20 protein-coding genes and 1 pseudogene are annotated in these 24,971 nt (G+C 44.4%); 15 read left to right on the top strand and 6 right to left on the bottom strand.

The annotated features are described in order from the left end of the window. Nucleotides 1-30: 30 nt before the first annotated feature. On the bottom strand, nucleotides 31-498 hold the full coding sequence (locus PODO_RS04645) for a DUF3450 domain-containing protein (protein WP_036676577.1): 468 nt from the start codon (nucleotides 496-498) through the stop codon (nucleotides 31-33). A gap of 225 nt (nucleotides 499-723) precedes the next feature. Here PODO_RS04645 and PODO_RS04650 point away from each other — a divergent pair, with 225 nt between their 5' ends. The 6 genes and pseudogenes from PODO_RS04650 to modB all read left to right on the top strand — a co-directional run bounded on the left by PODO_RS04650 (nucleotide 724) and on the right by modB (nucleotide 5,493). Continuing rightward, nucleotides 724-1,410: a M50 family metallopeptidase gene (locus tag PODO_RS04650; protein ID WP_036676576.1), complete on the top strand. Its 687-nt coding sequence runs from the start codon at nucleotides 724-726 to the stop codon at nucleotides 1,408-1,410. A 191-nt stretch (nucleotides 1,411-1,601) separates the two neighbouring features. Continuing rightward, nucleotides 1,602-2,288 carry a hypothetical protein gene (locus tag PODO_RS04655; protein ID WP_038568908.1) on the top strand — a complete coding sequence of 229 codons (687 nt, stop codon included), beginning with the start codon at nucleotides 1,602-1,604 and terminating at the stop codon, nucleotides 2,286-2,288. Nucleotides 2,289-2,511: 223 nt separating this feature from the next. Further along, the gene (locus PODO_RS04660) at nucleotides 2,512-3,453 is read left to right on the top strand and encodes a helix-turn-helix transcriptional regulator (protein ID WP_280513477.1); all 942 of its coding nucleotides are present in this window, start codon (nucleotides 2,512-2,514) and stop codon (nucleotides 3,451-3,453) included. 253 nt (nucleotides 3,454-3,706) lie between these two features. Further along, nucleotides 3,707-3,793: pseudogene (locus PODO_RS32275) on the top strand (oligopeptide transporter permease oppC); the annotation flags it as partial. A 208-nt stretch (nucleotides 3,794-4,001) separates the two neighbouring features. Continuing rightward, nucleotides 4,002-4,796, top strand: a complete 795-nt coding sequence (modA, locus tag PODO_RS04665; protein ID WP_169744738.1) for a molybdate ABC transporter substrate-binding protein — start codon at nucleotides 4,002-4,004, stop codon at nucleotides 4,794-4,796. Nucleotides 4,797-4,836: 40 nt separating this feature from the next. Beyond that, the gene (gene modB / locus PODO_RS04670) at nucleotides 4,837-5,493 is read left to right on the top strand and encodes a molybdate ABC transporter permease subunit (RefSeq protein WP_174890050.1); all 657 of its coding nucleotides are present in this window, start codon (nucleotides 4,837-4,839) and stop codon (nucleotides 5,491-5,493) included. A gap of 378 nt (nucleotides 5,494-5,871) precedes the next feature. On the opposite strand, the gene PODO_RS04675 is transcribed toward modB, so the two are convergent. Together PODO_RS04675 and PODO_RS04680 are read right to left on the bottom strand one after the other, a co-directional pair. Further along, nucleotides 5,872-6,867 carry a helix-turn-helix transcriptional regulator gene (locus tag PODO_RS04675; protein WP_038568912.1) on the bottom strand — a complete coding sequence of 332 codons (996 nt, stop codon included), beginning with the start codon at nucleotides 6,865-6,867 and terminating at the stop codon, nucleotides 5,872-5,874. A gap of 66 nt (nucleotides 6,868-6,933) precedes the next feature. Then, on the bottom strand, nucleotides 6,934-7,662 hold the full coding sequence (locus PODO_RS04680) for a polysaccharide deacetylase family protein (protein ID WP_244886424.1): 729 nt from the start codon (nucleotides 7,660-7,662) through the stop codon (nucleotides 6,934-6,936). A gap of 301 nt (nucleotides 7,663-7,963) precedes the next feature. Here PODO_RS04680 and PODO_RS04685 point away from each other — a divergent pair, with 301 nt between their 5' ends. Continuing rightward, complete coding sequence (locus PODO_RS04685) at nucleotides 7,964-9,373, top strand: deoxyguanosinetriphosphate triphosphohydrolase family protein (protein WP_038568916.1); 1,410 nt, start codon at nucleotides 7,964-7,966, stop codon at nucleotides 9,371-9,373. A 75-nt stretch (nucleotides 9,374-9,448) separates the two neighbouring features. Here PODO_RS04685 and PODO_RS04690 read toward each other — a convergent pair whose 3' ends face one another. Then, a complete protein-coding gene (locus tag PODO_RS04690) occupies nucleotides 9,449-9,964 on the bottom strand; it encodes a GrpB family protein (RefSeq protein ID WP_036676563.1) in 516 nt (171 codons plus the stop codon). A 78-nt stretch (nucleotides 9,965-10,042) separates the two neighbouring features. Then, the gene (locus PODO_RS04695; protein ID WP_036676562.1) at nucleotides 10,043-10,999 is read right to left on the bottom strand and encodes a D-2-hydroxyacid dehydrogenase; all 957 of its coding nucleotides are present in this window, start codon (nucleotides 10,997-10,999) and stop codon (nucleotides 10,043-10,045) included. Between the two features lie 89 nt (nucleotides 11,000-11,088). On the opposite strand from PODO_RS04695, the gene thpR reads away from it, so the two are divergent. From thpR to PODO_RS04710, 3 genes are all read left to right on the top strand, one after another. Further along, nucleotides 11,089-11,691 (top strand): RNA 2',3'-cyclic phosphodiesterase, encoded by a 603-nt coding sequence (gene thpR / locus PODO_RS04700; protein ID WP_036676561.1) that lies wholly within the window; start codon nucleotides 11,089-11,091, stop codon nucleotides 11,689-11,691. A 77-nt stretch (nucleotides 11,692-11,768) separates the two neighbouring features. Next, nucleotides 11,769-12,695 carry a cell wall hydrolase gene (locus PODO_RS04705; RefSeq protein ID WP_038568918.1) on the top strand — a complete coding sequence of 309 codons (927 nt, stop codon included), beginning with the start codon at nucleotides 11,769-11,771 and terminating at the stop codon, nucleotides 12,693-12,695. A gap of 73 nt (nucleotides 12,696-12,768) precedes the next feature. Continuing rightward, nucleotides 12,769-13,452, top strand: a complete 684-nt coding sequence (locus PODO_RS04710) for a metal-dependent hydrolase (protein ID WP_036676555.1) — start codon at nucleotides 12,769-12,771, stop codon at nucleotides 13,450-13,452. Between the two features lie 67 nt (nucleotides 13,453-13,519). Here the strand turns inward: PODO_RS04710 and PODO_RS04715 are convergent, their stop codons facing one another. Next, nucleotides 13,520-14,707 carry a UDP-N-acetylglucosamine--LPS N-acetylglucosamine transferase gene (locus PODO_RS04715; protein ID WP_038568920.1) on the bottom strand — a complete coding sequence of 396 codons (1,188 nt, stop codon included), beginning with the start codon at nucleotides 14,705-14,707 and terminating at the stop codon, nucleotides 13,520-13,522. A gap of 266 nt (nucleotides 14,708-14,973) precedes the next feature. Between PODO_RS04715 and PODO_RS04720 the strand changes: the two genes are divergently transcribed. The 5 genes from PODO_RS04720 (at nucleotide 14,974) to PODO_RS04740 (ending at nucleotide 24,968) form a co-directional block, all read left to right on the top strand. Then, entirely contained in the window at nucleotides 14,974-15,549 is a 576-nt protein-coding gene (locus PODO_RS04720; protein ID WP_036676550.1) for a TetR/AcrR family transcriptional regulator, read from the top strand. A 213-nt stretch (nucleotides 15,550-15,762) separates the two neighbouring features. Then, the gene (locus PODO_RS04725; protein ID WP_038568922.1) at nucleotides 15,763-18,117 is read left to right on the top strand and encodes a YhgE/Pip domain-containing protein; all 2,355 of its coding nucleotides are present in this window, start codon (nucleotides 15,763-15,765) and stop codon (nucleotides 18,115-18,117) included. A 376-nt stretch (nucleotides 18,118-18,493) separates the two neighbouring features. Beyond that, nucleotides 18,494-23,089 carry a glutamate synthase large subunit gene (gene gltB, locus PODO_RS04730; protein ID WP_038568924.1) on the top strand — a complete coding sequence of 1,532 codons (4,596 nt, stop codon included), beginning with the start codon at nucleotides 18,494-18,496 and terminating at the stop codon, nucleotides 23,087-23,089. Between the two features lie 171 nt (nucleotides 23,090-23,260). After that, nucleotides 23,261-24,187: an ABC transporter ATP-binding protein gene (locus PODO_RS04735; RefSeq protein WP_235219382.1), complete on the top strand. Its 927-nt coding sequence runs from the start codon at nucleotides 23,261-23,263 to the stop codon at nucleotides 24,185-24,187. After that, nucleotides 24,180-24,968, top strand: coding sequence for an ABC transporter permease (locus PODO_RS04740; protein ID WP_038568926.1), 789 nt, complete (start codon nucleotides 24,180-24,182; stop codon nucleotides 24,966-24,968). Before PODO_RS04735 ends, PODO_RS04740 begins: the two co-directional genes overlap by 8 nt. Nucleotides 24,969-24,971 lie beyond the last annotated feature (3 nt).

Raw genomic sequence — 24,971 nt, forward strand, 5'->3', positions numbered from 1 at the left:
GTGACTGTGATCTTCAATGAATACGTAAGACTAACGCAGACGATCGCCTTTTCGAGAACGGTAAAGCATGCTGAAACGAATAAAACGGATCAGTATAAAATAACCTAGGATTAGTCCAATCCCTGTAAAAATAGTCACTTTGATTTTATGATAATATTCTTCGCGTGCCGTCCGGTCATTTTTTAATTCATCAACCATCTGCGTCAGTTGGCGATTCTGCTCTTGTAGGCTTTCGTTCTGTATCCGGTAAGCTTCCATCTCCTGCGTGGTATTCGCGAGCTTATCCTTTGCCTGCTGAAGCTCTTCAGCAGTTTGCTGAAAACCTTCCTTTAATTCATTCACTTCGTTTGGCAGCTCGGAGAAATTTTTAACTCCATTATAGATATCACTGAATATATTAGCTTTTGCTACAGGAGCTGGCAGGCATACAGTAAGCATCAGCAAGAACAGGAGCGAATATAACAGCTGTAGATATGCTCGGGATTTATGTTGCTTCATCTATATAATCACCACCCAATTTAGGCTTGTAGTTCTTTTATTTTAACACAGCTTGACAGCTTCTGACAGCGTACGCCATGGGACTGGCAATGCTTATAATGAAAGTAATTTTTACCTCCTTAAGGTTTTCGTTTACTCATTATTAAACACGATCAGTCCGTGATTATCTCGATTGAGAAGAGGTACTATTTATCGTATACTTTGGACGAAAGGGGCTGCTGTCGATTGAACAAATGGCTTAAAACAATATTGCTTCTGATCGGATCTGCTTTTTTGACTAGATTGATCCCATTTTCATCTTTGTTTCGGAATTTAGACACGATGATTCATGAATTTGGTCATGCTCTGATGACCTTACTACTGTCGGGTAGTGTGCTGAGGATTGAATTATACGCAGATCATAGCGGTGTAACCTATTCAGCCATTCAAGAAGGGGGCAAGGCAATATTAGTTTCCCTCTCGGGTTATTTGCTAGCCTCCTTATTTGCACTTCTGCTCTTCTATTTATATAGTAAGGGACGCCATGATTGGGGCCTTATCTTAGCTACGGGTGTGGCGTTGATTATGCTCCTGCTATACGTACGAGGAAGCTTTGGCATGATGTGGTTGGGCGGATTTATTGCGTTAAATATTCTAATGCTGGTGGTTTGGAAGAAGGCCAGCAAATATTATTATTTGTTATTGGCCTTTTTAACCTTGGAGGAGTCTGTAATGGGAAGTTTATTTCTGGTATACGCGGCTGCTGTATCACCGTCCCGTGCAGGAGATGCCAGCAATCTGGCAAGAATGACTCCCGTACCGGCTATATTTTGGGCCACACTGTTTTTTATATTTTCTCTGTTGTGTGCCAAATGGGCACTGGGACTATTTTTCAAGCGAGAGCGAGTGCAGACTAAATTAGGGAGTCGATGAGAAAAAAAACATAAAATTTTCGTCATAAAAAGACAAAAGGGGTTGTTTTTACAAGAGTCAGTCTACTAAGCATGTAGAATGACTCTTTTTTTGTCGATAATATAGAACCGAACATACATTCCATGACATGGAGTTGTCCGCCATTATTGGTACATTAATAGAAGACCCAAAAAAAGAAAGAGGTGGAAATAATGATAGAAAGTATTCATCCCGTATTCACATGGAGTCAAAATCGTATTTTTGCAGGCGGCAATCGTAATGTTATCTTGCTTGTCGAATGGAAAGGGAATATGCCTTCAGAGCACAGCCGACCCAGCAGTTATAAAGTGGTTGCACGTGAAATCGAACTGCGGGTTTGGCTTGAACCCCATGTAACTTTTAAGCGCTCGTATGGGTGTGAGTTTGAAGTCGGTGAAGGCAGTTCGCTACTTCTTAAGCTTGGCAAAATAAAAACGGGGCAACGAAAGTTTATTGCACTGGAATTCAATATCTCTACTACTATTGCAGGTAGATATGAAGCTCTTTCCTTACAGTGGAAATATAAAAAGCCAACCGTAGAGCGTGTTCAAGAGCTTCCAGTAAAGGTTCTTGAGCTAGAATACACTCATCATACTCAGGTTCTGAATGAAACCTGCTGCTTTCATGTAGAGAAACATCTGGAATTGTTAAAAACAGCTGAAACGATTGAGGAGGCAACCACGTTGCAAAATGAAGGACAACATAGTCAAGCTCATGAAATGCTCTGCCGTCACGCAGATAAATTACTATTACTAGCCGTACGTTCTGGAGATCCTTTACTACTTAAAGAGGCCGAAATGTTGTATAAACAGATTGGATTCGAGTATCAGAAGCGGGGTAAAACTGCTACTGGAAATTGATATAGGACATACAACTAGAAGATGCATATTGACGAAAAAAGACCTATACATAAATTTGTTTTGTCAGCGGGTTCGGCGGAAAATAATCAGAAGAATTGTAATATAAAATGTGGTAACATAGTAAAAAAGTTCTATCACACTATTACTTTTTTTCATAAAATAATGGGTCTATTTAACCATAAATCAAGGGGAACTGAATATGACAGACCGATTAATCCGACTGATGCGCATTATTACACTTGTTCAAGCCAAGCCAGGGATATTAGCCCGTGAATTGGCGGAACGCTGCGGCAACAGCGAGAGAACGATATACCGGGATATGGACGCGCTTAGCGCCATGCATATTCCTATAACCCACCTTGGACATGGAAAAGGCTATGCTTTTATTGGCAATTTTGCACTTTATCCTTTGGATTGGTCGGAAGAAGAGGCGGCTGCGTTTTCGCAATTACGCTATATTATGGAAGATATTAAACCCGTTCTGCCTATCGATTTTGAAGGCGCTTATGAAAAAGTAGTCGCAGCTGAATACAAGCGAAAGGCAGAGCGGGAAGAAACGATAGAACGTGCAAGAAGAGAAGCAGGTACAAGCTGGTTGGAAAGAAGCGGTGCACAGATGGAGCATCAATCTTTTTTAACACCTATTTTGGAGTCTTTATTAAAGCAGAGGAGTATTCAAGCGAATTATTGCGAGAATGCGGTGGAGGAGAAGGAAATAACCATCGATCCTTATTGTTTAGTCCCACTGGAAAATCGTTTTCATCTCATTGGATTTTGCCATCATCAGGGTGTTATTCGTACATATCATATCAACGATTTTTCAAACGTAAAGCCATTAAACCGCTGCTTCTCAAAGGAATCATTTGATTTGCAAGCTTTTATGAAGCAAAAATGGTCACTTGACCGCGATAGTTTGCAGGTAGAGTTTAAAGTGAAATTTTCGGAGCGAATCATGGAAGGGCTAAAGAAAGAGGATTTGCCCTATAAGCCGAATAAAGTAGACCGTCAAGCTCGGTGTTGTTATTTTAAAGTCGCATTGGAACAAGATATTGCATTTGTCCGCTGGATTAAGCGATTTGAAGAGGATGCGGAAATTATAGAGCCGTTTTATTATCGTGAAGTGCTCAGGCAGCAGTTGGAGAAATGGATATCGCAATATAAATAAGATGGATTCTCACCTTCAAATGAAATATTCGTTTACATATATTGTTACAAATCAAAAATTATAGAATATTTCTCTTGTTTGGTGAGTCTTTTTATAATACCGCATACATTTAATAACATAATTGCAATTTAGAGGTTTATTTTTATCCTCGAATTTGACCTTTGTTCAATTTTATACAGAAGAGGGCTATTCTCTAGATCCATTTGATTCTTAAAAATGAATATATTAATCCGGGTGAGCTTCTTGGGGGAGTGGATTATCCATTATGTTGAATGTACTTGGCTTTAACCTGGTGGGTGACGGTCAACATGATGTGCTTGGCCCACAGATGAAGAATTAATATCATTCGTGAAATAGGTGTCTTTGCAGCCCTATTTAGGGGAGTCAGAGGCATCTTTTTTGTGTGCAAAAAGCCAAAATCATTATTATATATTGTCTAATTATAACAATATATAACTAAACATATCTAAACATATCTGTAGTTATAGAAAAACGAAAAAGTGTATGCTAGAATAGCATCTAAATATATACATACGAAATTGGGAGGAATGGAAATGTTTAAGAAATGGACACTCTCCGTGATGGGGATATTGGCAATCGTTCTGGTTGTGAATTTATCTGCAGGTCCAGGGAGAGAGGTGCAAGCAGCCACCAAGAAGACTGAAATTATTGTTTCCGCTGCGGCTAGTTTGCAGGATAGCCTGGATAAGATTGCCCTCCTTTATGAAAAGAAACATCCCGATATTGATTTGGTTTTTAATTATGCAGCATCCGGTACTCTGCAAAAGCAGATTGAGCAAGGGGCTCCGGCGGACCTGTTCTTCTCTGCAGGTGATAAACAGATGAATGCACTGGTGGAAGGTGGACTTATCTCCGATCATAAGGTTCTGCTTAAGAATCAATTGGTTGTAGTCGTACCCTCAGATTCAAAGGTTAAATTAACAACGATTACTCAGCTTACGGATAAAGCTTTTAAGAAGGTGGCAGTGGGACAGCCTGAATCTGTACCAGCGGGTCAGTATGCTCAGCAATCATTGACAGCGAAAAAGGTCTGGGATCCGCTGCAAAGCAAACTCGTATTTGCCAAGGATGTGCGTCAGGTTCTCTCTTATGTAGAAACAGGAAATGCCGATGCCGGTTTTGTCTATAAGACAGATGCGCTTACTTCAAAGAAAACTAAAATCGCTTTGACGGTCGGTCCACATGTACACAAAGCTATTAATTATCCGGCAGGCATCGTGAAGAGCTCGAAGAATCAAAAGGCAGCTAAGGAGTTGTATAGTTACCTTCAAAGCAAGGAAGCTAATGATATCTTTGTAAGTTATGGCTTCCTGCTTCCTTAAATAGAAATTACGAGTAGAAGCGGGTGGAATAAGGTTGGAAATAAATTGGACTGATTTCTTCGCCCCGGTATGGCTTTCCGTAAAAATATCTGTGATTACAAGCATTATTGTATTCATTTTGGCAACAGCTGCTGCGAAGGCTATGGCGGGCCGGAAGTTTCCCGGTCACAGCTTGGTAGAGACTATAATGCTGCTTCCGCTCGTATTGCCGCCGACGGTCGTAGGATTTGTGCTTTTAGTTATTTTAGGCCGACGAAGCTGGATCGGCAGATGGTATGAACAGATGACGGGGCAGACGATCCTGTTCACATGGGGGGCAGCTGTTATCGCCGCTGTAGTCGTAGCTTTTCCACTCGTATACCGCACAGTGAAGGCGGGTTTCGAAGGGATAGAAGCAGATCTTGAAGATGCGGCGCGGGCACAAGGGGCAAGTGAACTGCAGGTACTGCGTTATGTCACGCTGCCGCTTGCGGGCCGGTCGCTGGCAGCCGGTTATGTTCTTGGTTTTGCCCGCGGTCTTGGGGAGTTTGGCGCTACCATCATGGTAGCTGGCAATATTCCGGGCCGCACGCAAACCTTACCCACAGCGATCTATGTTGCGGTAGATGGAGGCAATATGACCCTCGCATGGATGTGGGTATGTTCAATTATTGTTATTTCAGCCGCTATGCTGATGTTTGTGAATCGGCGTTCTTAAAAAAACACCAGACAGCGATTCTCCGGTTATTGGAGAGTTGCTGCCTGGTGTTTTTGGTTTGAAGCGGGTGGTTTGAGCAGATGCTGGGCAAGTGAACCCGGCAACTTTGATGTCAGCTTCTAGCGCCGTCGGATTTTGATGGAGTCTGTGAGTTAACTGCATTCTATACAGTTATTCCGTCTGCATAAGGAATCGTTCTAACTTTAATTGTATTCTATACAACTAAAACTAGAAAAGTCGCCTATGGGGTAGTAAATCAAGAGAAATAGGTGTACCAAATACAGTTATATCTAATTTGCGAGTTATTCGAAGTAATATAGTTGTACGAAATACAGTTAAACGCTTCTGCATAATGCTCCCGTCTTCTGCTGTGACCCATTAAGTCTCATAAATTATCGTCCCTGTTTCCGTGAGATCATATCCGTGAATGGACCCAAGCTCACTCTGGAAGGCTGGTGAACGCAAAATATCAATCACGGCAGCAATCCATTGCTCATGATCCGGTTTTTTAATCATCACCAGATCGTAGCACTCCTGAATCATAGGAACGAAATCAACACCGTCGACAATCTTAGCGGCTTTCTCGGTGCCGATGGCTACATCTGCTTCTCCCCGGGCCACTTTACCGGCAACTGCCAAATGGCTGTTCTCCTCGTTCTCATAGCCTGATAGGCTGGCTGCTGGAATGCCATGCAATCGAAGCTGTTCATCCAATAATACGCGTGCACCTGAACCTCGTTCTCTATTGATCAGCGTGAGTCCGTTCTGCTCTAAGTGAGACCATTCATGAATACCCCTGGGATTCCCTTTTTGTACATAAAAACCTGCACTTCGGGTAAGTAGGCGAACTACAACATAAGAGCATCCTACGAGTATTTTTCGGATATAGGGTAGGTTGTATTCTCCAGTATCCCCGTCGAGCAGATGTGTGCTGACAATGTCCGACTCCCCTTTATACATGGCTATCAGGCTATCAAGACTCCCGGCATAAGAACGAAGAGGGCGTTCAGGCAGAGCCCGTTCCAAATAGGTAGCTAGAATATCCAGTGACATATCCTGACCTGTAATCACCAAGCTGTGTCCTACAGCTTTAAGGTGGGGAGATTGTGCTGGCATTTGAGCTGGATTTGTACCGGAAAAGGCCAAGGGTATTGCTGGTGGAGTCTGGGCCATTATAGTAGTAGGATTAGCGGTGGACGCCCCACTCCGTGTATTTTGTTTGTAGGTTTCCAAATCGGATTGATCCACGCGCATTTGTTTTCCTACACGGTAGGAGGGGAGCTCCCCTTTTTTAATTAGATCATATACTTTTAATTTTGATATTTTTAATAAGCGGGCAATTTCCTCTGTCGTATAGGATGTATTATCGGACATGACAAAAGCCTCCAGAACTTCATATTAGGACAAGACTACCCTATTTTGAAGTCCTGTGCAATTAGCCTATTGTTGTTTACCCGCCTGCTGTGTACTGGATAATTTGATCAACTCAGAGACAGTGACAAATCGAAAGCCTTTCTTTTCTAATTCCGGCAAAATAATTTTAAGAGCTTCTCTAGTTTGTGACTGCCCGTGCACATGATCATGAAATAGAACGATGTCCCCATTACGTGCATTTCGAATGACCTTGTTCGAAATACTGTACACGCCTGGGCGATTCCAGTCACGAGTATCTTGATGCCAGGACCATAATATTGGCTTCAAGCCCATATTGTTAGACAGATCAACTAAGGTCTCGTCATACATGCCGCCTGGTGGTCTGAACAGTGAACTATGTTTACCGGAGACTTTTATAATCTCTTCTTCGGTCAATCTTAGCTCCTGCTCAAATTGTGCTTCATTAATAGGTTTTTTAAAATAAACGTGATTGTAGGTATGGTTAGCTAATTCATGCCCCTCAGCAATAACTCGTTTCGCTACCTCTGGATAGGCTGCAATTCTTTTTCCTATCGCAAAAAAGGTGCATTTCGCATGATATTGATTCAATACCTTTAAGATTTGATCGGTTTCAGAAGGGTCAGGACCATCGTCGAACGTCAATGCAATCACTTTTTGGTTAGTATGTACTTCCCAAATCATGTCTCCTCTTTTTTCGTAGTAGTCGCGGTTTTTGCTTGGACTACCTAGAGCAGAGTTCGTGAAGCATAAAAAGAATGTAAGGGTGATCATCATAATTTTGCTGCAAGTTTTCATCATTTCACCTGTTTTTTTATTTTAGAGTGCTCCTTTTGGGGGTCGGTATATTCATAGTTTCAGTTTTGTATAGGCAACCAGTCTTTTTTCGTGCTCATTCTTCTTTCTACTATATCTTCATGTACAGGTTATGAGATTCATTTTGGCTTCTGACGATTACATAGTTATCCACGTGACCGTCTATAATTAAATTAGCCTTTGTATTTTGATGTGAAAATTGTTATGAAAATGCCTTATAATGAAGTACTATATACAGACATTTGGTTAGGGTGGTGGGAACATGACACTTATTGAAAAAAGAGAACACCGGCAGTATCCGGAGATTACCCGCCTAGAAACGTCGAGAGCTGCTTATGAGCGTGATTATTCACGCCTGATTCATTCGCCTACTTTTCGGAGGCTGCAAGGTAAATCACAAGTATTCGGGGCTGGGACGGGTGATTATTACCGCACGCGTCTGACTCATTCACTTGAAGTTGCACAGATTGCTCGTGAGGCGGCGAAAAGTCTGCTGCGATCGTATCCAGAAGTGGAAACCACCAAGGCGGAGAATCCGGGTCTTGTTATAGATCCAGAGGTAGTGGAATGCGCAGCTATCGCTCATGATTTTGGCCATCCTCCCTTTGGACATAAAGGGGAAGAAGTGCTGGATAATATTTTGGAACAGCTTATTGAAAAGAAAACTAACGAAGCTGCGCTGCAATCAGGCGCAACGGGTGTGGATCGCCTGCTGATCCATGAGCAGATGAAGCAACGTTATGAGCATTTCGAAGGCAATGCCCACAATTATAGGCTGATTATGTTTCTGGAGAAGCGTGAGAATATCGATGGGCTAAATCTGTCAGATGCTGTGCTGCTAGGCATAAATAAGTATCCTTTTCCCGGCACCTCGCTGAAGAAGGGGATGTACCTTCACGAATGGGGATATATTTCGGAGATCCGCAAAGAGTGGGGAATACCGGCAGGTAAGAAAACGTTAGAGGCTCAGCTTATGGACCTTTGTGACGATATCGCTTATTCTGCACATGATCTGGAGGATGGGATTAAAGCCGGAAAGATTGAAGTGCATGAACACTTTATGCATGATTCTTATATCCAGCGGTTAATCGTAGAGAAAATCACCACGCTCGAGGATTTCTTCTGGAAGGGCTGGGAAGAGGAAGGCATTCGCGCGAAGGTCGAGGAAGTGCTCAGTTCATTTCTTCGGGTTTGGAAGGAAAAAATGCCAACCTGCGAAAATGACTATTCCCGCACTCGACGTGAAGTTAAGGCTTATTGGGTAAGTACCTTTGTCGCCAGCTTGGGAGTGATCCAAGATGGAGACTGGAAGAAGGTCACCTTTATAAAGGAAGGAAAAGAAGACGAAGATATGCTGCGGACCGTAAGTGTGCTGAAAAGCTTCGCGTGGGTTACTATGATCCGTGATTTGCGTGTGCAGCGGCTGCAGAAACGTAGTGAGTGGATTTTGCGCCGTCTATGGGGAGCATTTTTGGATCCACAGACCTCTAAAGCCATTATTCCATCGGATTGGCTGCAGCGATTTGAGAAAGATCAGAAGCAGGCAAAACCGATTTGGACTTGGGAGCATATGGTGATTGATTATATCGCAGGGATGACTGATGCTTTTGCAGAGAAAATATATAATGAGCTGTACGGACTGAAAGTCGGCTCGATTTATGATTTGGATTAGAGGCTCTTAGACAAGTAGTCCCTGCTGTTCATTTAGGATGATCTAAATGAACAGCAGGGGCTATTTTTATAAGGATTATTGATTTAAATACCACTCATATGCAGTTCTTTCAAGATTAACCACAAATTCTTCTTTCCCGTCTATATAAGCTGCAATGTCCTCTGGGAATTGTTTGGCAAGAGTATCCTTCAAATCTCCGTACTGTTTAACCGTCTCCGGATGTGATCGAAGGTAGTCTCTTACAGCCAGATGACGGTCGATATCTATCTTATTATCCATTTGGAAGACATGAACATGATGGGTTCTGCTATTTCCGCCTTTTCTGAAATATCTTCTGCCACTGATACCGAACTCACCCATACATTCATAACCAAGTGCTGTCATTTGCTGGTTGAACTCATCTACAGCTTCGATATTTCGTACTACAGGCATTATATCTATGATTGGTTTAGCTTTTAGTCCGGAAACAGAAGTGCTGCCAATATGGTGAATATCAACGAGGGCATCAGCAAAGATGTCTTTAATCTTCTGAGCTTCTTCAATGAACATTAGACTCCATTGCTCGTTAAATTCTGTGACCGTGACCTTCATTTCACTAACCCTCTCTTTATGGATAACTTTGGATTTTCTTATTATAGAACAGATGTTCTTGTTTTGTAAAGCATATTATTAATATTGCCGGTCGTAATCAACAAGATTTAGAGAAGGTGTGCCTGATGATAAGTAAGACTTCACATTTTCGGTAAAAATATTAACGATCCGGTCAGCGTATTGATCTGTAATTCCAGCGGAGTGTGGAGTGATGATTACTTGCTCCATAGACCAAAGCGGATGATCCTGCGGAAGGGGTTCGGTCTCAAAAACATCCAACCCAGCGCCACGGAGTTGTCCGCGATTCAATGCATCGATCAGAGCCTCAGTATCGGTAGTTGCGCCACGGCCAATGTTAATGTAATAGGAGCCTTCTTTAAACGCGGAGAAGCTGGTGGCATTAAATAAATGCTTGGTCTCATCGGTAATAGGAAGGGTATTGATGATGAAATCGCCTTGGCTTACAGCTTCGGATAAACGATCTGTTGTATAGATTTGATCAAAGTCTGCGACTGGCTTACCGGAACGGCTGACACCGATAGTCTTCATCCGGAAGGCTTTAGCAATTCTGGCGGTTTCACTGCCGATCGCTCCAGTTCCAGCTATAACGGCTGTTTTGCCGGACAGCTCGCTTTCACTGCCATCAGATTTCCAAATATGGTTCTGCTGATTGCGTACAGCCGTATGCAAATTACGTGTGAAGAGAAGCATGAACCCGAAGATTACCGCAGAAATAGGCTCGGCATGAACTCCGCTCCCACTGGTGAGCAGGACTCCTTGTTCCTTAAGACGATCGAGAGGAAGTTTCTCAATACCAGCAGACCAGGACTGAACCCAGCGAAGGGAGGACTCGGGGCGAAGGAGTGTATCCGAAATACCTTTAGCCCAGCCGATTACGATTTCTGCGTCTGCAAGCAGCTGCAAATCTGGATTTTTGGCGTCTCCTTGTGTGAATGTATAGCCTGGGGCAGCCGCTTTGATCCTTTCCTGCTGCTGAGATGTAAGTGGTTGTAGACATACTATAGACTTAGTCATGATGTGTTCCTCCTACTTTGTGGTTTAATGGATATGGATCATGTTATAGGTTAAGAATACCAAATCTATTGGAGAAGGTGAAATTGACCATGAATACTAAAGTATCAGAGAACGAATCAGAACGGCTTTTTCTAGCTGTGAAATTACCTTCTGAGCTGCAAGAAATAGTGGCGCAGGCATGTTCAAAGCTAGCTGGAAATTTTGAATTTGCTAAATGGACAAATCCGCAAGATTATCATATTACCCTGCAATTTTTAGGAGATACCCCCAAGACCGTAATTCCAGATTTAGTAAAATCATTAAGGCAGATCGCGGGTCAAGGCAGCCCCTTCAATCTCTCTTTGGACAAATGGGACACATTTGGTCTTCCAGCTTCCCCAAGAGTCCTGTGGATAGGGGTTTCTGGCGAAATAGAGGCATTAAATCAATTAGCTGCGAGAGTGCATTCTGCGACGTTTCCATTAGGTTTTTCAGGCGAATCCAGGGCCTATAAACCGCATCTTACCGTGGCTCGAAAGTACCGGGGAAAAAATTCATATGATGATAAATTGCTGGAAAACTTACTGAAATTGGATGGTGATTGGAACCTAAAAAACTATCAGAGAGACTGGACGATTGATAGTTTTGTGTTGTATGCTACCAGAATGTATGCCATTCCTATGTATGAAATTATTGAAAAGTTTACAGTTTAAAATCGATAATAAAGTTTTCAAAGCTTCCGTTTTCGGTTACATACAATAGGAATGTGCCGTGAAATAGGAGGAATATCATGTTAATTTTTAAACAAAACCGCTATATTGCGTTGCTCGTTGGCGTTATACTAGTGTGTTTCTCTGCCATAAGCTTATTGCAACCCGAACAAGTTGCGGAAGGGAAGATGGACAGGGTGCAGATGGATAAGTTGCAATCCACCAGCCGTGCATCCGTACTTTCTCTTTTGCAAGATGAATCGAAGTCTAGTATAACGAGTAGCATTACGAGGGGCATTACTGAAGTTACACAAGCCAATAAGCTTAATAACACACTCAGTCTTTTAAGTTCCGCTTGGAAACCGGCGAAGGGTGTGGAATGGCTTAGTGTAAAAAAAATAAAACAAAAAAACACAAAAAACACATCGAACGTTTCCATTATTCGGGTGAAGGCTGATGTAGTACAATCCAAGCCAGCTGCGCAAAAAGCGTCGCAATTGGCGGAAACAGCAACAAAGAGTAGTCAGGCGACAGCGAAGATAGCCTCGGCTTCTCAGAAACATCCCCTCACAACATTGTACTTCTCTCGGACAGAGCTATTAAGCCAGGAGCAGCAAAGTAAAGCAACCCGGCGCTACGCTGTATCCGAAGAAGAACTGCTTCTGCTACAAAAAATTGTAATGGCAGAGGCGGAAGGTGAACCGTACAAGGGCAAGGTGGCAGTTGCCAACGTTGTTCTGAATAGGCTGCGGTCAGCCAATTTCCCCGACACGATATATAAAGTTATTTATCAGAAGAGCCAGTTCAGCCCTGTAGCTAACGGGCGTCTTAACCGTGTGAAGCCTAACGATGATAGTATTAAAGCGGTGAATGCTGCACTCTCCGGAGTAAAGGAAGTTCCCGATAATACTTATTTTTTCTTGTCGCTAAAACTTGCACAGGATCTGACCGTACATCATTCACAGACTTATGTTAAAACTATTGGCAATCATACTTTTTATAAATAATTTGGTGGATCTGTGAACCTCAGCGCTATATAGGGTAAACTAAACTATATGAATCTGGAGGTGGAAGATAACCATGAAAATCACTTATTATGGACATTCAGCTCTGCTGGTAGAGACGGGGAACGTGAAGGTTATTATTGACCCTTTTTTGTCAGGTAATCCGAACTCCGGTATTTCACCTGCCGATATTTCCGTTGATGCCGTTCTGCTTACTCACGGCCACTCTGATCATTTAGGAGATGCTGTCGAAATTGCCAAGCAGAATGATTGTCCGATCTTTGCGGTGTTTGAGCTTGCCGAATATTGCCGGATGAAGGGTGCACAGGTTAAGCACATGAATATAGGTGGTAGTCATACCTATGCAGGGATGACTGTGAAATTTACGCAGGCGTTTCATTCCTCATCCATTCAGGAGGGCGATTCTTGGATTTATGCTGGACAACCCGCGGGGATTTTGTTGACGATTGAGGGCAAGACGATTTTCCATGCGGGGGATACCGCACTATTCAGCGATCTGCGCCTCATTGGAGAAAGGAATGCGATTGCCCTGGCAGCTCTTCCTATAGGCGATATGCTAACCATGGGACCGGATGACGCCTTGCTGGCCGCACGCTGGCTACGGGCGGATAAAGTGATCCCGCTACATTACAATACATTTCCGGATATTGCTCAGGATGGTGCTGATTTCTGCGATCGCCTGCATCAAGAGGGAGTAGAAGGTTTTCCGCTTAAAGCTGGTGAGAGCGTAGAAATTTAACCAATCCGATTTATATTATAAAAAAAGCAGGTAGCCGGGGGAAATTCCCTGACTGCCTGCTTATTCTTTAAGGTGTAATACATACAGGTTCTTCATTACGTGCTTGCGCTCTTGTGCCTCTGATTTCAGTTGCCTCGCTTACGGGGTTACCTAACATCTTCAGAACAGTAGTCGCACAGCTTTGCGGTTGATGTTTATCTGGAGCGAGACGTCGTCTGCGTTGCTCTTCCAGAACTGAATATTCACGAAGCATCATAGTGAACCATTTGTTCACTACTTCCGAGTCGAGCACCTCTGCCAGCCCAAGCTCTACGAAATATTGGCAGTTTTTCTCTTCCTGACCTGGAATAGCTTTATAGAAAAGCATTGGAATTCCTTTGGCCTGACCTTCCGTACAGGTCATGCCTCCAGGCTTCGTAATCAGCAGGTCTGAGGCATCCATCAATTTATTGATTTCACTGCTATATCCCAGAATTTTAACATTGGGATGATTGAGCAGTGGATTGGACTTCATTTTGGCGATTAGCTTCTCATTGCTGCCCATACAGAAGACGAGCTGAATATCATCCATTCTGGCGGTGAGGGAATGCATAATCTCTTTGCCGAACATCAGCCCCCATCCTCCGCCCATAATGAGTACGGTTGGAATATCAGCCAATCCCAGTTCCTTGCGTAGCAGCGTCTTGTTGGAGCGTTCCCAGAACTTTGGATGCACTGGGATGCCAGTGACGGTTACTAGCTCTGGAGCGATCCCACGGCCTGTCAGAATGGACTTGACGCGTGGGGTAGATACGAGATAACGATTGACCTCAGAATTTACCCAACTCCCATGTGCATCATAATCAGTAATTAATGTATACAGAGGCACATGTAGTCCACGACGTTTCAGTCTGGAAATGACCGCAGCCGGAATGGGATGAGTGCAGATAATTAAATCAGGCTTTAGCTGCTCAATGACCTGTGAAGCATGTGTATAAAAAATCCGGTGAAGCGCCATTTTAGTCAACGGGTTCAATGATTTATGATATTGTGTCTTATACATCATGCCGACCAGCTTAGGCTGGCTGCTAACTGTTTTGCGGTAAGCGGAAAGAATCCAAGGGGCGACCGTCGGGTTAAGAAATTTCCCCAGCTCGATGACTCGGCATTGGACATCCGGATTCAGCAGCTTTATTCCTTCGGCCAGAGCATAGGCTGCTCCTGTGTGGCCCGTACCGAAGCCTTCCGAAAACAGCAGTACTCTTTTCTTTCGCATAAGTTCACCTGCTACTTTCCTTTTCTATAGAAATGCGTTTCTTCTTCTAATTATACTAGGAAATCTATACTATACTCACATTATACAAGTAAGACGTAAATAGAAAGTTAAAACCCTGCAATAAATAAAAAAAATAAAAGGTTCGCCCAAAGTATTGCAAACTAGAAAACAACATGATAAAGTAGTGAATGACCAATTGACCGGATTAGTAAAATGGTCAGAAGTCAGCGGGAACGATATTTTCTGGAGAAAGGAAGTGTGCACAGGTGGCAGTGGTGGATCGAAGACAGCAGGTGCTTCAGGCCGCAGCAAAATCTTTTTCATTATTTGGCTATAAGGCAACTACAATGGATCAGGTTGCTAAGATTGCAAATGTCGGTAAGGGGACCATCTACACCTTTTTTACAAACAAAGAGCAATTGTTTGACGAGATCCTGCACGATATGATGATGGAAATGAAGACGATTGCTGAGCGGGAGATCAGGCGAGACAGACCCTTCTTTGACAACTTGCATCGTGTGCTGGATGCTCTGCTTGAGTTTCGAAGTGAGCAGGAGCTATTCATAAAACTTTCCCAGGAGAATCGCGAATTCGGTACGCCGCAGGCTGGAGAAGGACTCGAGAAGATCGAGAACGTAGTTTTAGAATATTTAGAACGGGAGGTGCAACAAGCGCTCCAACAGGGAGAAATCAAACCTTGCGATCCCAAAATCGTCTCGGTAGTCATGTTCAGATTATATATTGTATTGACTGCTGAACTGAATAAAACACATACTCCCTTGGACAAGGAACAGATCAAGATGTATTTTCATTTGTTTCTCGCCGAAGGATTGGCACAGTAAGGGTTGATTCAGGACAGGGATGGCGTTCTCAGCTTCACTCGATTCGCTTTCCCTTAACAATTCTCAAGATGGATTAGGCATTGAAAAAGAGCCGCGAGGCATTTTTTTATACCCTGAATTGACCGAATGGGGAAAACAGTCACTTAGTGTTACGTAATATTTCGCAAACAAAGCATTTTAAAGAGAGCATAAGCTCATAAGGAGAGAACCAGAATGAAATCATTATCCGTATTTACCAAGGATCTTGGCGCAGCCCTTAGAAATCCGAAGGTGCTAATTCCAATGATTGCTATCCTATTTATTCCGGTGATGTACAGCGGATTCTTCCTGAAGGCATTCTGGGATCCGTATGGCAAGATGAATGAGCTTCCGGTTGCTGTGGTCAACCAGGATGTCGGCGCTAATTATGAAGGCAAGCAACTACAAGCCGGTAATGATCTTATAGAAGAGTTGAAGGTAACCGACGGCTTCCAGTGGAACTTCGTTTCCCTTGAAGAAGCGGAAGCAGGAATGAAGGACAATACTTATTATATGTCGATCATTGTTCCGGAAGACTTTTCTGCTAAAGCTACTACTCTTATGGATGATGAACCACAGCCTGCAAAAATTATTTATGAGCCAAATGAAGGTTACAACTTCTTGGCTGGTCAAATCGGTGGTACGGCTGTAGCAGAAATTAAAAATAAAGTATCTGCTAAAGTAACTGAAGCTTATGTAGAGTCTGTATTCAATCAGATTACAGAAGTATCTGATGGATTGGGCGAAGCAGGAGATGGAGCCTCCAAGATCGCTGATGGCGCTGGTAAGCTAGATGACGGAGCCTTGAAGCTGAAAGATAATCTACTTGTACTGACAGATGGTACAGGTAAACTTCAAAATGGTGTAGAACCCCTTACACAAGGCGTGACTGATTTGAATGCAGGTGCTACGGCGCTTAAAACAGGATCAACCACGTTGGCAAGCGGATTGCAACAACTGTCTACTGCACATACGCAGCTTCAAGACGGTGTTGCACAGAGTGCTGCCGGCAGTAAACAACTTAGTGACGGCTTGAAACAAGCTGTAACAGGTGCAACACAGCTTCAGGCGGGAACGCAGTCTGCTGTGGATGGTACTTCTAAACTACAAGCAGGAACACAATCTTTAGTTGATGGCAGCGCGAAGCTGGAAGCAGGCTTAACTTCTTCCGTAGATGGCAGCGCGAAACTGGAAGCAGGTTTGCAAGCTTCCGCCGCAGGCAGCACGAAGGTAACTGAGGGTGCTAAAGCGGTAGCTCAAGGATTGGAGCAATTGGCACAGGCTAGTCCTGAGCTGGCACAAAATCCAGCGGTACAGAAGCTGCTGGCAGCCAGTGCAGCTGTGGCACAAGGCAGTGAGCAACTGCAACAAAGTCAAGAGCAGCTGGCACAGGGTGCTACTGCACTCCACAGTGGGCAAGAGCAGCTGGCACAAGGTGCAACTCAATTGCACTCAGGTTCACAGCAGTTAGCTGCTGGTGTAACTCAGTTGCATGATGGAGCACAGCAATTAAATGCTGGTAGCACACAGCTTTTGACAGGACAACAAAAACTGGCACAAGGCGCATCTGCACTTGTAACCGGTGGAGATAAGCTGAATGCAGGGATGCAACAATTTGGTGCGAAGCTTAAAGAAGCTGCAGCTGGAGGCAGCAAGCTGGCTGAAGGCGGTAAAGCGCTTGGCGATGGTACTACAAAACTGTTAAGCGGTGTAGGCGAACTAGGTTCCGGTATCAGTGCTGTAGCAGATGGTTCGAAAAAACTGGCTGATGGCGCAGGCGAGCTGAAAGATGGTATGGATGATCTGAAATCTGGATCAACAGAACTGGCAACTAAGCTTGGCGATGCTGCTGAAAAAACAGGCAGTGTGAACAAAACAGATGCAATGATGGAAATGTTCGCACAACCAGTGGTGGTTGAGGATCAAGTTGTGAATCATGTTCCGAACTATGGTACAGGTTTTGCTCCTTACTTCCTATCCCTTGGATTGTTTGTAGGTGCTTTGATTTCAACAATTGTTATTCCAATGCGTGATTCGGCTGTCCTTGGTGCTAGCCGTATGAACCGTTTCATTAGCCGTACGCTTACTTTCACAATCATGAGCTTTATCCAGTCTATGCTGGCTGCTGTGGTTGTATTGTATGGACTTGGATTGGAAGTACAAAGTAAACCGCTATTCTTCGTATTTACATTCTTAACAAGTTTAGTTTACACATGGGTAGTTCAAGCGATTGTTACTTGGATGGATCAACCGGGACGTTTCGTTGTTATCGTTATTCTTATTTTCCAATTAACAACTAGTGCCGGAACATTCCCACTTGAATTGATCCCTGATTGGATGAAATTCTTTAATCCACTGCTTCCAATGACTTACACAGTTAGTGGTCTTAAAGCAGTAATTTCTACAGGTGACTTCAGTGCAATGTGGGGAGATGTAGGTATCCTGGCAATCTTTGGTCTTGGATTCCTTGCTCTTACCTTCGCTTACTTCATGACTCGTAGCCGTGAGAATGAAGTTGGAGTGAAAAGTGAACAAGTTTTGACTGTATAAACTGATAGATTTTTTGAAAAAAAAGTATAAAAAAGCGTCTCCTCCGGGAGACGCTTTTTTTGATTTAAAATCATAAAAACCCTTTTTCTTGCAAACATATTAGAAGGGATGAAAAATCGTGTAACGCTTTCATTGCATATGCACTTATGCGTTATTTATGTATAATTATGCATCGTGAAGTTTTTTTAAACTTTTACTCGCTAAAGCTGTGATGCAAAAACAAATGTTAATCAGCATCATAAAAAAGTTTAAATTGCGCTGATGTTACCTCGGTGATAAAATAATAGCACTAATCTGGATTGAATAATTATTAAGATTTTCATGTGAAAAATTTTCCTAAGACATTGCATACTTTATAATAGAAAGGTTGCGTTCGATGAAACACACTGAACTGCCCGTAAAACAGGGCCTGTATGATCCCCAGTTCGAAAAAGATGCTTGCGGCATGGGATTTGTAGCTCATATTAAAGGCACACCGTCTCACAATATCGTAAGTAATGCTTTGACAATGCTCTTTAATATGGAGCATCGGGGAGGCCAAGGTAGCGAACCCAACTCTGGTGACGGAGCAGGTATCATGCTTCAAATTCCGCACCGTTTCTTTGCAAGTGAAGCTCAGAAGCTAGGCTTTACTTTGCCGGAACAAGGCCATTATGGCGTGGGCATGATCTTTTTATCTCATAACGAAGAAGTTCGGGCGCAGCATGAAGCCCTCTTAAGCAATATTATTGCTGAAGAAGGTCAAATAGTACTCGGCTATCGTGATGTACCTACCTATGATGAAATGCTTGGCAAGACAGCGAAAGCTGCTAAGCCTTTTGTGCGTCAAGTGTTTATCGGCCGCTCGGCTTCGGTCACGAATGAATTGTCTTTTGAACGTAAGCTTTATGTTATCCGCAAACGTGCGGAGCTTGCCATTCGTTACGGTGGTGTAGAAGAGGCTGAATCCTTCTATATACCAAGCTTGTCGTGCCGTAAGATTGTATACAAGGGCATGCTGACTACAGAACAAGTCGGACAATTCTACCTGGATTTGCAGAACGAAGAGCTGGAATCAGCGATCGCGTTAGTTCACTCCCGTTTCAGCACGAACACCTTCCCAAGCTGGGAACGTGCGCATCCCTACCGTTTTATGATCCACAACGGTGAGATCAACACCTTGCGTGGTAATGTGAACTGGATGCATGCACGCCAGTCATTGTTCAAGAGCGAAGTGTTTGGTGAAGATCTGAACAAGATCAAGCCTGTTATTAACCCGGATGGATCGGACACTGCAATGTTCGATAACACCTTTGAGTTTCTCTATTTGAGCGGACGCTCCCTGCCACAGGTAGCCATGATGATGGTTCCTGAACCATGGAGCAATCATGATAGTATGGATGCTGATAAAAAAGCATTTTATGAATATCACAGTACTCTGATGGAGCCATGGGACGGGCCTGCTGCAATGGGCTTTACCGATGGGATACAAATCGGCGCTATTCTGGACCGTAACGGTCTGCGTCCTGCTCGTTATTATGTAACGAAAGACGATATGATTATTTTATCCTCAGAAGCCGGTGTACTGGACATTCCAGCAGAGGACATCTTATATAAAGACCGCCTGAAACCTGGACGCATGCTGCTCGTGGATACGAAGGAAGGCCGCATTATCTCGGATGAGGAAGTTAAATCGGCTATCGCCTCTGAGAAGCCTTATCGCCAGTGGCTGGATGAGCATTTGATCAGTCTTGATGAGCTTCCGGATGCGCCTGAACTGCCAAATCCTAAGCATGACAATGTACAACAGCTACAGCAGGCTTTCGGCTATACTTTTGAAGACTTGCGCAAGGTGCTTGAGCCAATGGCATCTACTGGTGCTGAAGCTGTCGGTTCCATGGGTTATGATGCTCCACTCGCTGTATTTTCGGACCGCCCGCAACGTCTCTATAACTATTTCAAACAAATGTTTGCTCAGGTAACGAATCCACCCATCGATGCCATTCGTGAAGAGCTGGTTACATCCACAACGACTACGATTGGACCAGAGCGTAATTTGCTTAAACCGGAACCGGAAAGCTGCCGCCAGATCTCGCTGCAAACGCCAATTCTTTCGAACGAAGATTTTGCTAAGATTCGCCATGTTCGCCGTGCAGGCTTCAAATCGATGTCTATTCCAATTCTTTTCCCGGCTGAGCTTGGGGCAGAAGGATTACGCATCGCGCTTGAGCGCATGAACGAGGCTGCTGACCGTGTTATGGCTAAAGGGCATAACATTCTGATTCTGACTGACCGCGGTGTGGACAGTGAGAATGCTGCGATTCCAGCTCTGCTTGCGGTATCGAGTCTGCATCATCATTTGATCCGCCAAGGAACACGGACGAAAGTAAGTATTTTGCTGGAATCCGGTGAACCACGTGAAGTCCATCATTATGCGCTGCTGCTCGGTTATGGGGTGAGCGCAGTAAATCCTTATCTGGCTTTTGAAAGCTTGGATGATATGATCGGCCAAGGCTTATTGCGGGGAATCTCGCATGAAAAAGCAGTGAAGAACTATATTAAAGCTGCGACTAAGAGCGTAGTTAAGATTCTTTCCAAAATGGGAATTTCGACGATTCAATCTTACCGCGGTGCGCAGATTTTTGAAGCTGTGGGTCTGAACTCTGAGTTCGTGGATCGCTACTTTACTTGGACACCTTCCCGGATTGGCGGTATTGGCCTGGAGGAAGTGGCAACTGAGGCACTTATCCATCATAACCGTGCTTTTACAGAAAAAGACGGAAATGATAAGGTGCTTGATTCCGGTGGCGATTATCAATGGCGTAATGATGGGGAAGAGCATCTTTTCAATCCACAGACCATTCATCTGCTTCAGCACTCTGTGCGTAGTGGGAATTATGATATGTACAAGAAATATGCTGCCCTTGTTCAAGGAGAAAGCGAGAAGCAATTGACGCTTCGTTCCTTGTTGCAATTCAAGTCAGCCTATGAACCGATTCCACTGGAAGAAGTAGAACCGGCATCGTCTATTATGAAACGGTTTAAGACGGGTGCAATGTCCTTTGGTTCCATTAGTAAGGAAGCACATGAGACACTGGCCATTGCGATGAATCGTATCGGTGGCAAGAGTAATACGGGGGAAGGCGGCGAAGATCCAGCTCGCTATATTCCGGATAGCAATGGTGATTCACGCCGCAGTGCGATTAAACAAGTAGCTTCCGGACGTTTTGGTGTTACCTCGAACTACCTAGTTAACGCTGATGAGATCCAGATTAAAATGGCTCAGGGCGCTAAACCAGGGGAAGGTGGACAGCTTCCAGGACGTAAAGTTTATCCTTGGGTCGCTGAAGTACGTGGCTCAACAGCAGGTGTCGGTCTGATCTCACCTCCACCGCATCATGATATTTACTCAATCGAGGATTTGGCAGAGCTGATCTATGATCTGAAGAATGCAAATCCACGTGCAAACATTAATGTTAAGCTCGTATCGGAAGTTGGAGTGGGTACGATTGCTGCTGGTGTAGCCAAAGGGCGCGCTGATATTATCTTGGTTAGTGGCTATGATGGAGGTACAGGGGCATCGCCGATGAACTCCATTCGTCATGCGGGTCTTCCGTGGGAGCTTGGCTTGGCTGAAACCCATCAGACATTGATGCTCAACAATCTGCGTGACCGTGTTGTTCTAGAAACAGATGGTAAAATGTTAAGCGGCCGCGATCTGGCTGTAGCTGTATTGCTTGGGGCTGAAGAGTATGGATTTGCTACTGCTCCGCTAGTATCTGTTGGCTGTATTATGATGCGTGTCTGCCAAATGGATACTTGTCCGGTTGGTGTAGCTACCCAGAATCCGGATCTTCGTAAGAACTTTACTGGGGATCCGCAGCATGTAGTTAACTTTATGACCTTCGTGGCACAGGATCTACGTGAAATTATGGCAAGTCTCGGCTTCCGTACAATTGAAGAGATGGTAGGCCGTACCGATTGCCTAGACGCAACTCAGGCGTCGAAGCATTGGAAGAAGAAAGGCATAGATTTGAGCAGCCTGCTGCATACACCGGAATTACCGGAAGGAAGCACACGCTTCCGCAGTAAATACCAGAATCATGGTCTGGAAGAGACACTGGATGTCTCGCAGCTGCTCGACCTGGCAGCACCTGCATTGGAATCGGGTACGGCTGTTGAGGCATCTCTGCCGATCACGAACGTAAATCGTGCCGTCGGAACTATCCTTGGCAGCGAGCTGACCCGCAAGTATGGGGCAGCAGGTTTGCCAGATGATACGATTCGGTTTCATTTCACCGGTTCTGCTGGTCAAAGCTTGGGTGCATTCGTGCCTAAGGGGATCACACTTACGGTGGAAGGAGATTCCAATGACTATGTAGGTAAAGGATTGTCAGGTGGTAAGATTATTATCAAGCCATCTCCGAAAGCTACCTTTGCTGCTGAGGACAATATCATTATCGGAAATACTGCATTCTACGGTGCAACAGGTGGAGAAGCTTATATCAACGGTATCGCTGGTGAACGTTTTGCCGTCCGTAACTCCGGAGCGAAGGTTGTTGTAGAAGGCGTGGGTGACCACGGCTGTGAATACATGACTGGAGGCCGAGTGGTTGTCCTTGGTGAAACTGGCCGTAACTTTGCGGCAGGGATGTCAGGCGGTATCGCTTATGTCTACGACCCAGATAGAACCTTCATCGGCCGCTGCAATCTCGAAATGGTACTGCTCGAGAGAGTGGAAGAGTCTGAGGAGATCGAAGAGCTGCGTGAGCTGATTATCCGCCATACCGAGCTTACAGGTAGTGCGGCTGGCGCACGGGTACTGGATCAGTGGGCAGATAGCTTGCCGAACTTCGTTCGTGTCATTCCGAAGGATTACAAACGGATGATGGAGCAAATTCGCAAGGTAGAACAAACCGGATTGACCGGAGAAGCTGCGTTGATGGCTGCATTTGAAGCGAATATGCGCGAGCTTGCCCGTGTTGGCGGCTAAACTGCTGTACCTGAATGAAATAGGAATTAAATGAATAAGGGAACCTGACTCTTCCTAATGCCGGAGAAGTCAGGTTCCTTTTTTTTAGATGGCAGACTCGTATCCTCTAGTGATTTTCGGGAAAAAGGGTATATGTGGTAAACTAGGTTATAGATGAAAGGAAGTGAGACTATGTCGAATACAGAAATATTGATGGAGCCTGTTGCCCGCCTGCAGGGAGTCACCAAAAAAATCGGCTCGAAAACGCTGGTGAGCGATTTAACGCTGGACATCCCGCCTGGACAAATCTTCGGTTTTTTGGGGCCCAACGGAGCAGGTAAGACTACTACAATACGGATGATGGTGGGGTTGATTTCCATTAGTCGTGGAGACATCTTGATCTGTGGCCGTAGTATTAAAAACCATTTTGAAGAGGCTATCGCAAATATAGGGGCCATTGTAGAAAATCCTGAGATGTACAAGTTCCTATCCGGTTATCAGAATCTGCGCCAATATGCACGGATGGTGCCAGGGGTAACGAAGCAACGGATAGACGAGGTCGTCGAGCTAGTTGGACTAGGTCAAAGAATTCATGACAAAGTTAAGACCTATTCACTGGGAATGCGTCAGAGGCTGGGAGTGGCTCAGGCACTGCTGCACAGACCCAAGCTGCTGATTCTAGATGAGCCAACCAACGGCCTGGATCCACAAGGGATACGCGAGCTTAGAGACTATTTACGCCGTTTATGTCAGGAAGAAGGAACAACTGTATTCGTCTCCAGTCATTTACTTTCCGAGATGGAGCTCATGTGTGACAGCGTGGCGATTATCCAAAATGGACGACTGGTGGATGTGAAGCAGCTGAAAGGGGTAGGCAATACTGCAATGCCTCTGGGAGAAACCTTGTTCGAGGTTGATAATGCTGAAGCTGCTCTAGCCCTCATTGGACGTGGAGTATTTAAGAGTGGGGGACTTGTGCTTGAGGCAGAGCGTGAGGAGATCGCAGAATTAAATGCCAAGCTAGTGGCAGGTGGGATTAAGGTGTATAGCATCAGAGCCCTTGCCCGTACGCTGGAGGATCAATTCTTAGAGGTTACAGGAGGTGAAGGAATTGGGTGAATTTACAGCTCTCATACATAATGAGAATATCAAAATATACAGCCGTGTCCGCACATGGATTATGCTGCTTATTCTTGCAGTGATGAGCGTGCTGCTTCCTGCGCTTATTTATTTCACAAGCGAAGGCGATTCATCGCTTATGGGGCTTTGGGATAACTTTCAGATGACGGTGAGTATTGCGTTCTTCTTGAATACAATATTTACCGTTGTAGTGGCTTCTGACTCCGTAGCGGGCGAATTTACCTGGGGAACCATCAAGCTGTTGCTGATTCGCCCGTGGAGTCGCTCCAAGATCCTGCTCTCGAAATATATTTCCATGGTGTTATTCAGTTTGCTTAGCACCGCAGTATTGATTGCTTTTGGCTTTGCTGCTTCGTTAATCTTCTCCTCATCTTCGGGAGATACGATGTCATCCATTACGGCTTGGAGCCCAGCGGAATATTCCTTCCTAGATCTCCTATGTCGTTACATTGAGCTTTTCCTGACCGCTGCTCTGGCTTTCATGGTATCTAGCGTATTCCGCGCAAGTGGACTGGCTATTGGATTATCCTTATTTATTATGTTTGCCAAGAGTATTTTTACGGTTATTTTTAGTCCAGAACGGTTTGAATGGGCCCAATACTTGATCTTCACACATATGGATCTAAGAGGCTACCTATTGTCGGATACGGGTCCGGGGGGCTCTACACTTGGCTTCTCCATAGCTGTACTAGCGGTGTACTATATCCTATTCCTGGCCATTTCCTGGATTGTCTTCCGTAAAAGGGACGTTGCCTCATAGAAA

This window comes from Paenibacillus odorifer, from assembly GCF_000758725.1.
Taxonomy (GTDB): Bacteria; Bacillota; Bacilli; order Paenibacillales; family Paenibacillaceae; genus Paenibacillus_AQ; species Paenibacillus_AQ odorifer.

What these genes read in the sequence shown, in the direction of transcription:
- PODO_RS04645 (WP_036676577.1), bottom strand. Translation starts at nt 498, where the DNA reads ATGAAGCAACATAAATCCCGAGCATATCTACAGCTGTTATATTCGCTC.
- PODO_RS04655 (WP_038568908.1), top strand. Translation starts at nt 1,602, where the DNA reads ATGATAGAAAGTATTCATCCCGTATTCACATGGAGTCAAAATCGTATT.
- PODO_RS04660 (WP_280513477.1), top strand. Translation starts at nt 2,512, where the DNA reads ATGCGCATTATTACACTTGTTCAAGCCAAGCCAGGGATATTAGCCCGT.
- modA (WP_169744738.1), top strand. Translation starts at nt 4,002, where the DNA reads ATGGAAATGTTTAAGAAATGGACACTCTCCGTGATGGGGATATTGGCA.
- PODO_RS04675 (WP_038568912.1), bottom strand. Translation starts at nt 6,867, where the DNA reads ATGTCCGATAATACATCCTATACGACAGAGGAAATTGCCCGCTTATTA.
- PODO_RS04680 (WP_244886424.1), bottom strand. Translation starts at nt 7,662, where the DNA reads ATGATGATCACCCTTACATTCTTTTTATGCTTCACGAACTCTGCTCTA.
- PODO_RS04685 (WP_038568916.1), top strand. Translation starts at nt 7,964, where the DNA reads ATGACACTTATTGAAAAAAGAGAACACCGGCAGTATCCGGAGATTACC.
- PODO_RS04690 (WP_036676563.1), bottom strand. Translation starts at nt 9,964, where the DNA reads ATGAAGGTCACGGTCACAGAATTTAACGAGCAATGGAGTCTAATGTTC.
- PODO_RS04695 (WP_036676562.1), bottom strand. Translation starts at nt 10,999, where the DNA reads ATGACTAAGTCTATAGTATGTCTACAACCACTTACATCTCAGCAGCAG.
- thpR (WP_036676561.1), top strand. Translation starts at nt 11,089, where the DNA reads ATGAATACTAAAGTATCAGAGAACGAATCAGAACGGCTTTTTCTAGCT.
- PODO_RS04705 (WP_038568918.1), top strand. Translation starts at nt 11,769, where the DNA reads ATGTTAATTTTTAAACAAAACCGCTATATTGCGTTGCTCGTTGGCGTT.
- PODO_RS04710 (WP_036676555.1), top strand. Translation starts at nt 12,769, where the DNA reads ATGAAAATCACTTATTATGGACATTCAGCTCTGCTGGTAGAGACGGGG.
- PODO_RS04715 (WP_038568920.1), bottom strand. Translation starts at nt 14,707, where the DNA reads ATGCGAAAGAAAAGAGTACTGCTGTTTTCGGAAGGCTTCGGTACGGGC.
- PODO_RS04725 (WP_038568922.1), top strand. Translation starts at nt 15,763, where the DNA reads ATGAAATCATTATCCGTATTTACCAAGGATCTTGGCGCAGCCCTTAGA.
- gltB (WP_038568924.1), top strand. Translation starts at nt 18,494, where the DNA reads ATGAAACACACTGAACTGCCCGTAAAACAGGGCCTGTATGATCCCCAG.
- PODO_RS04735 (WP_235219382.1), top strand. Translation starts at nt 23,261, where the DNA reads ATGTCGAATACAGAAATATTGATGGAGCCTGTTGCCCGCCTGCAGGGA.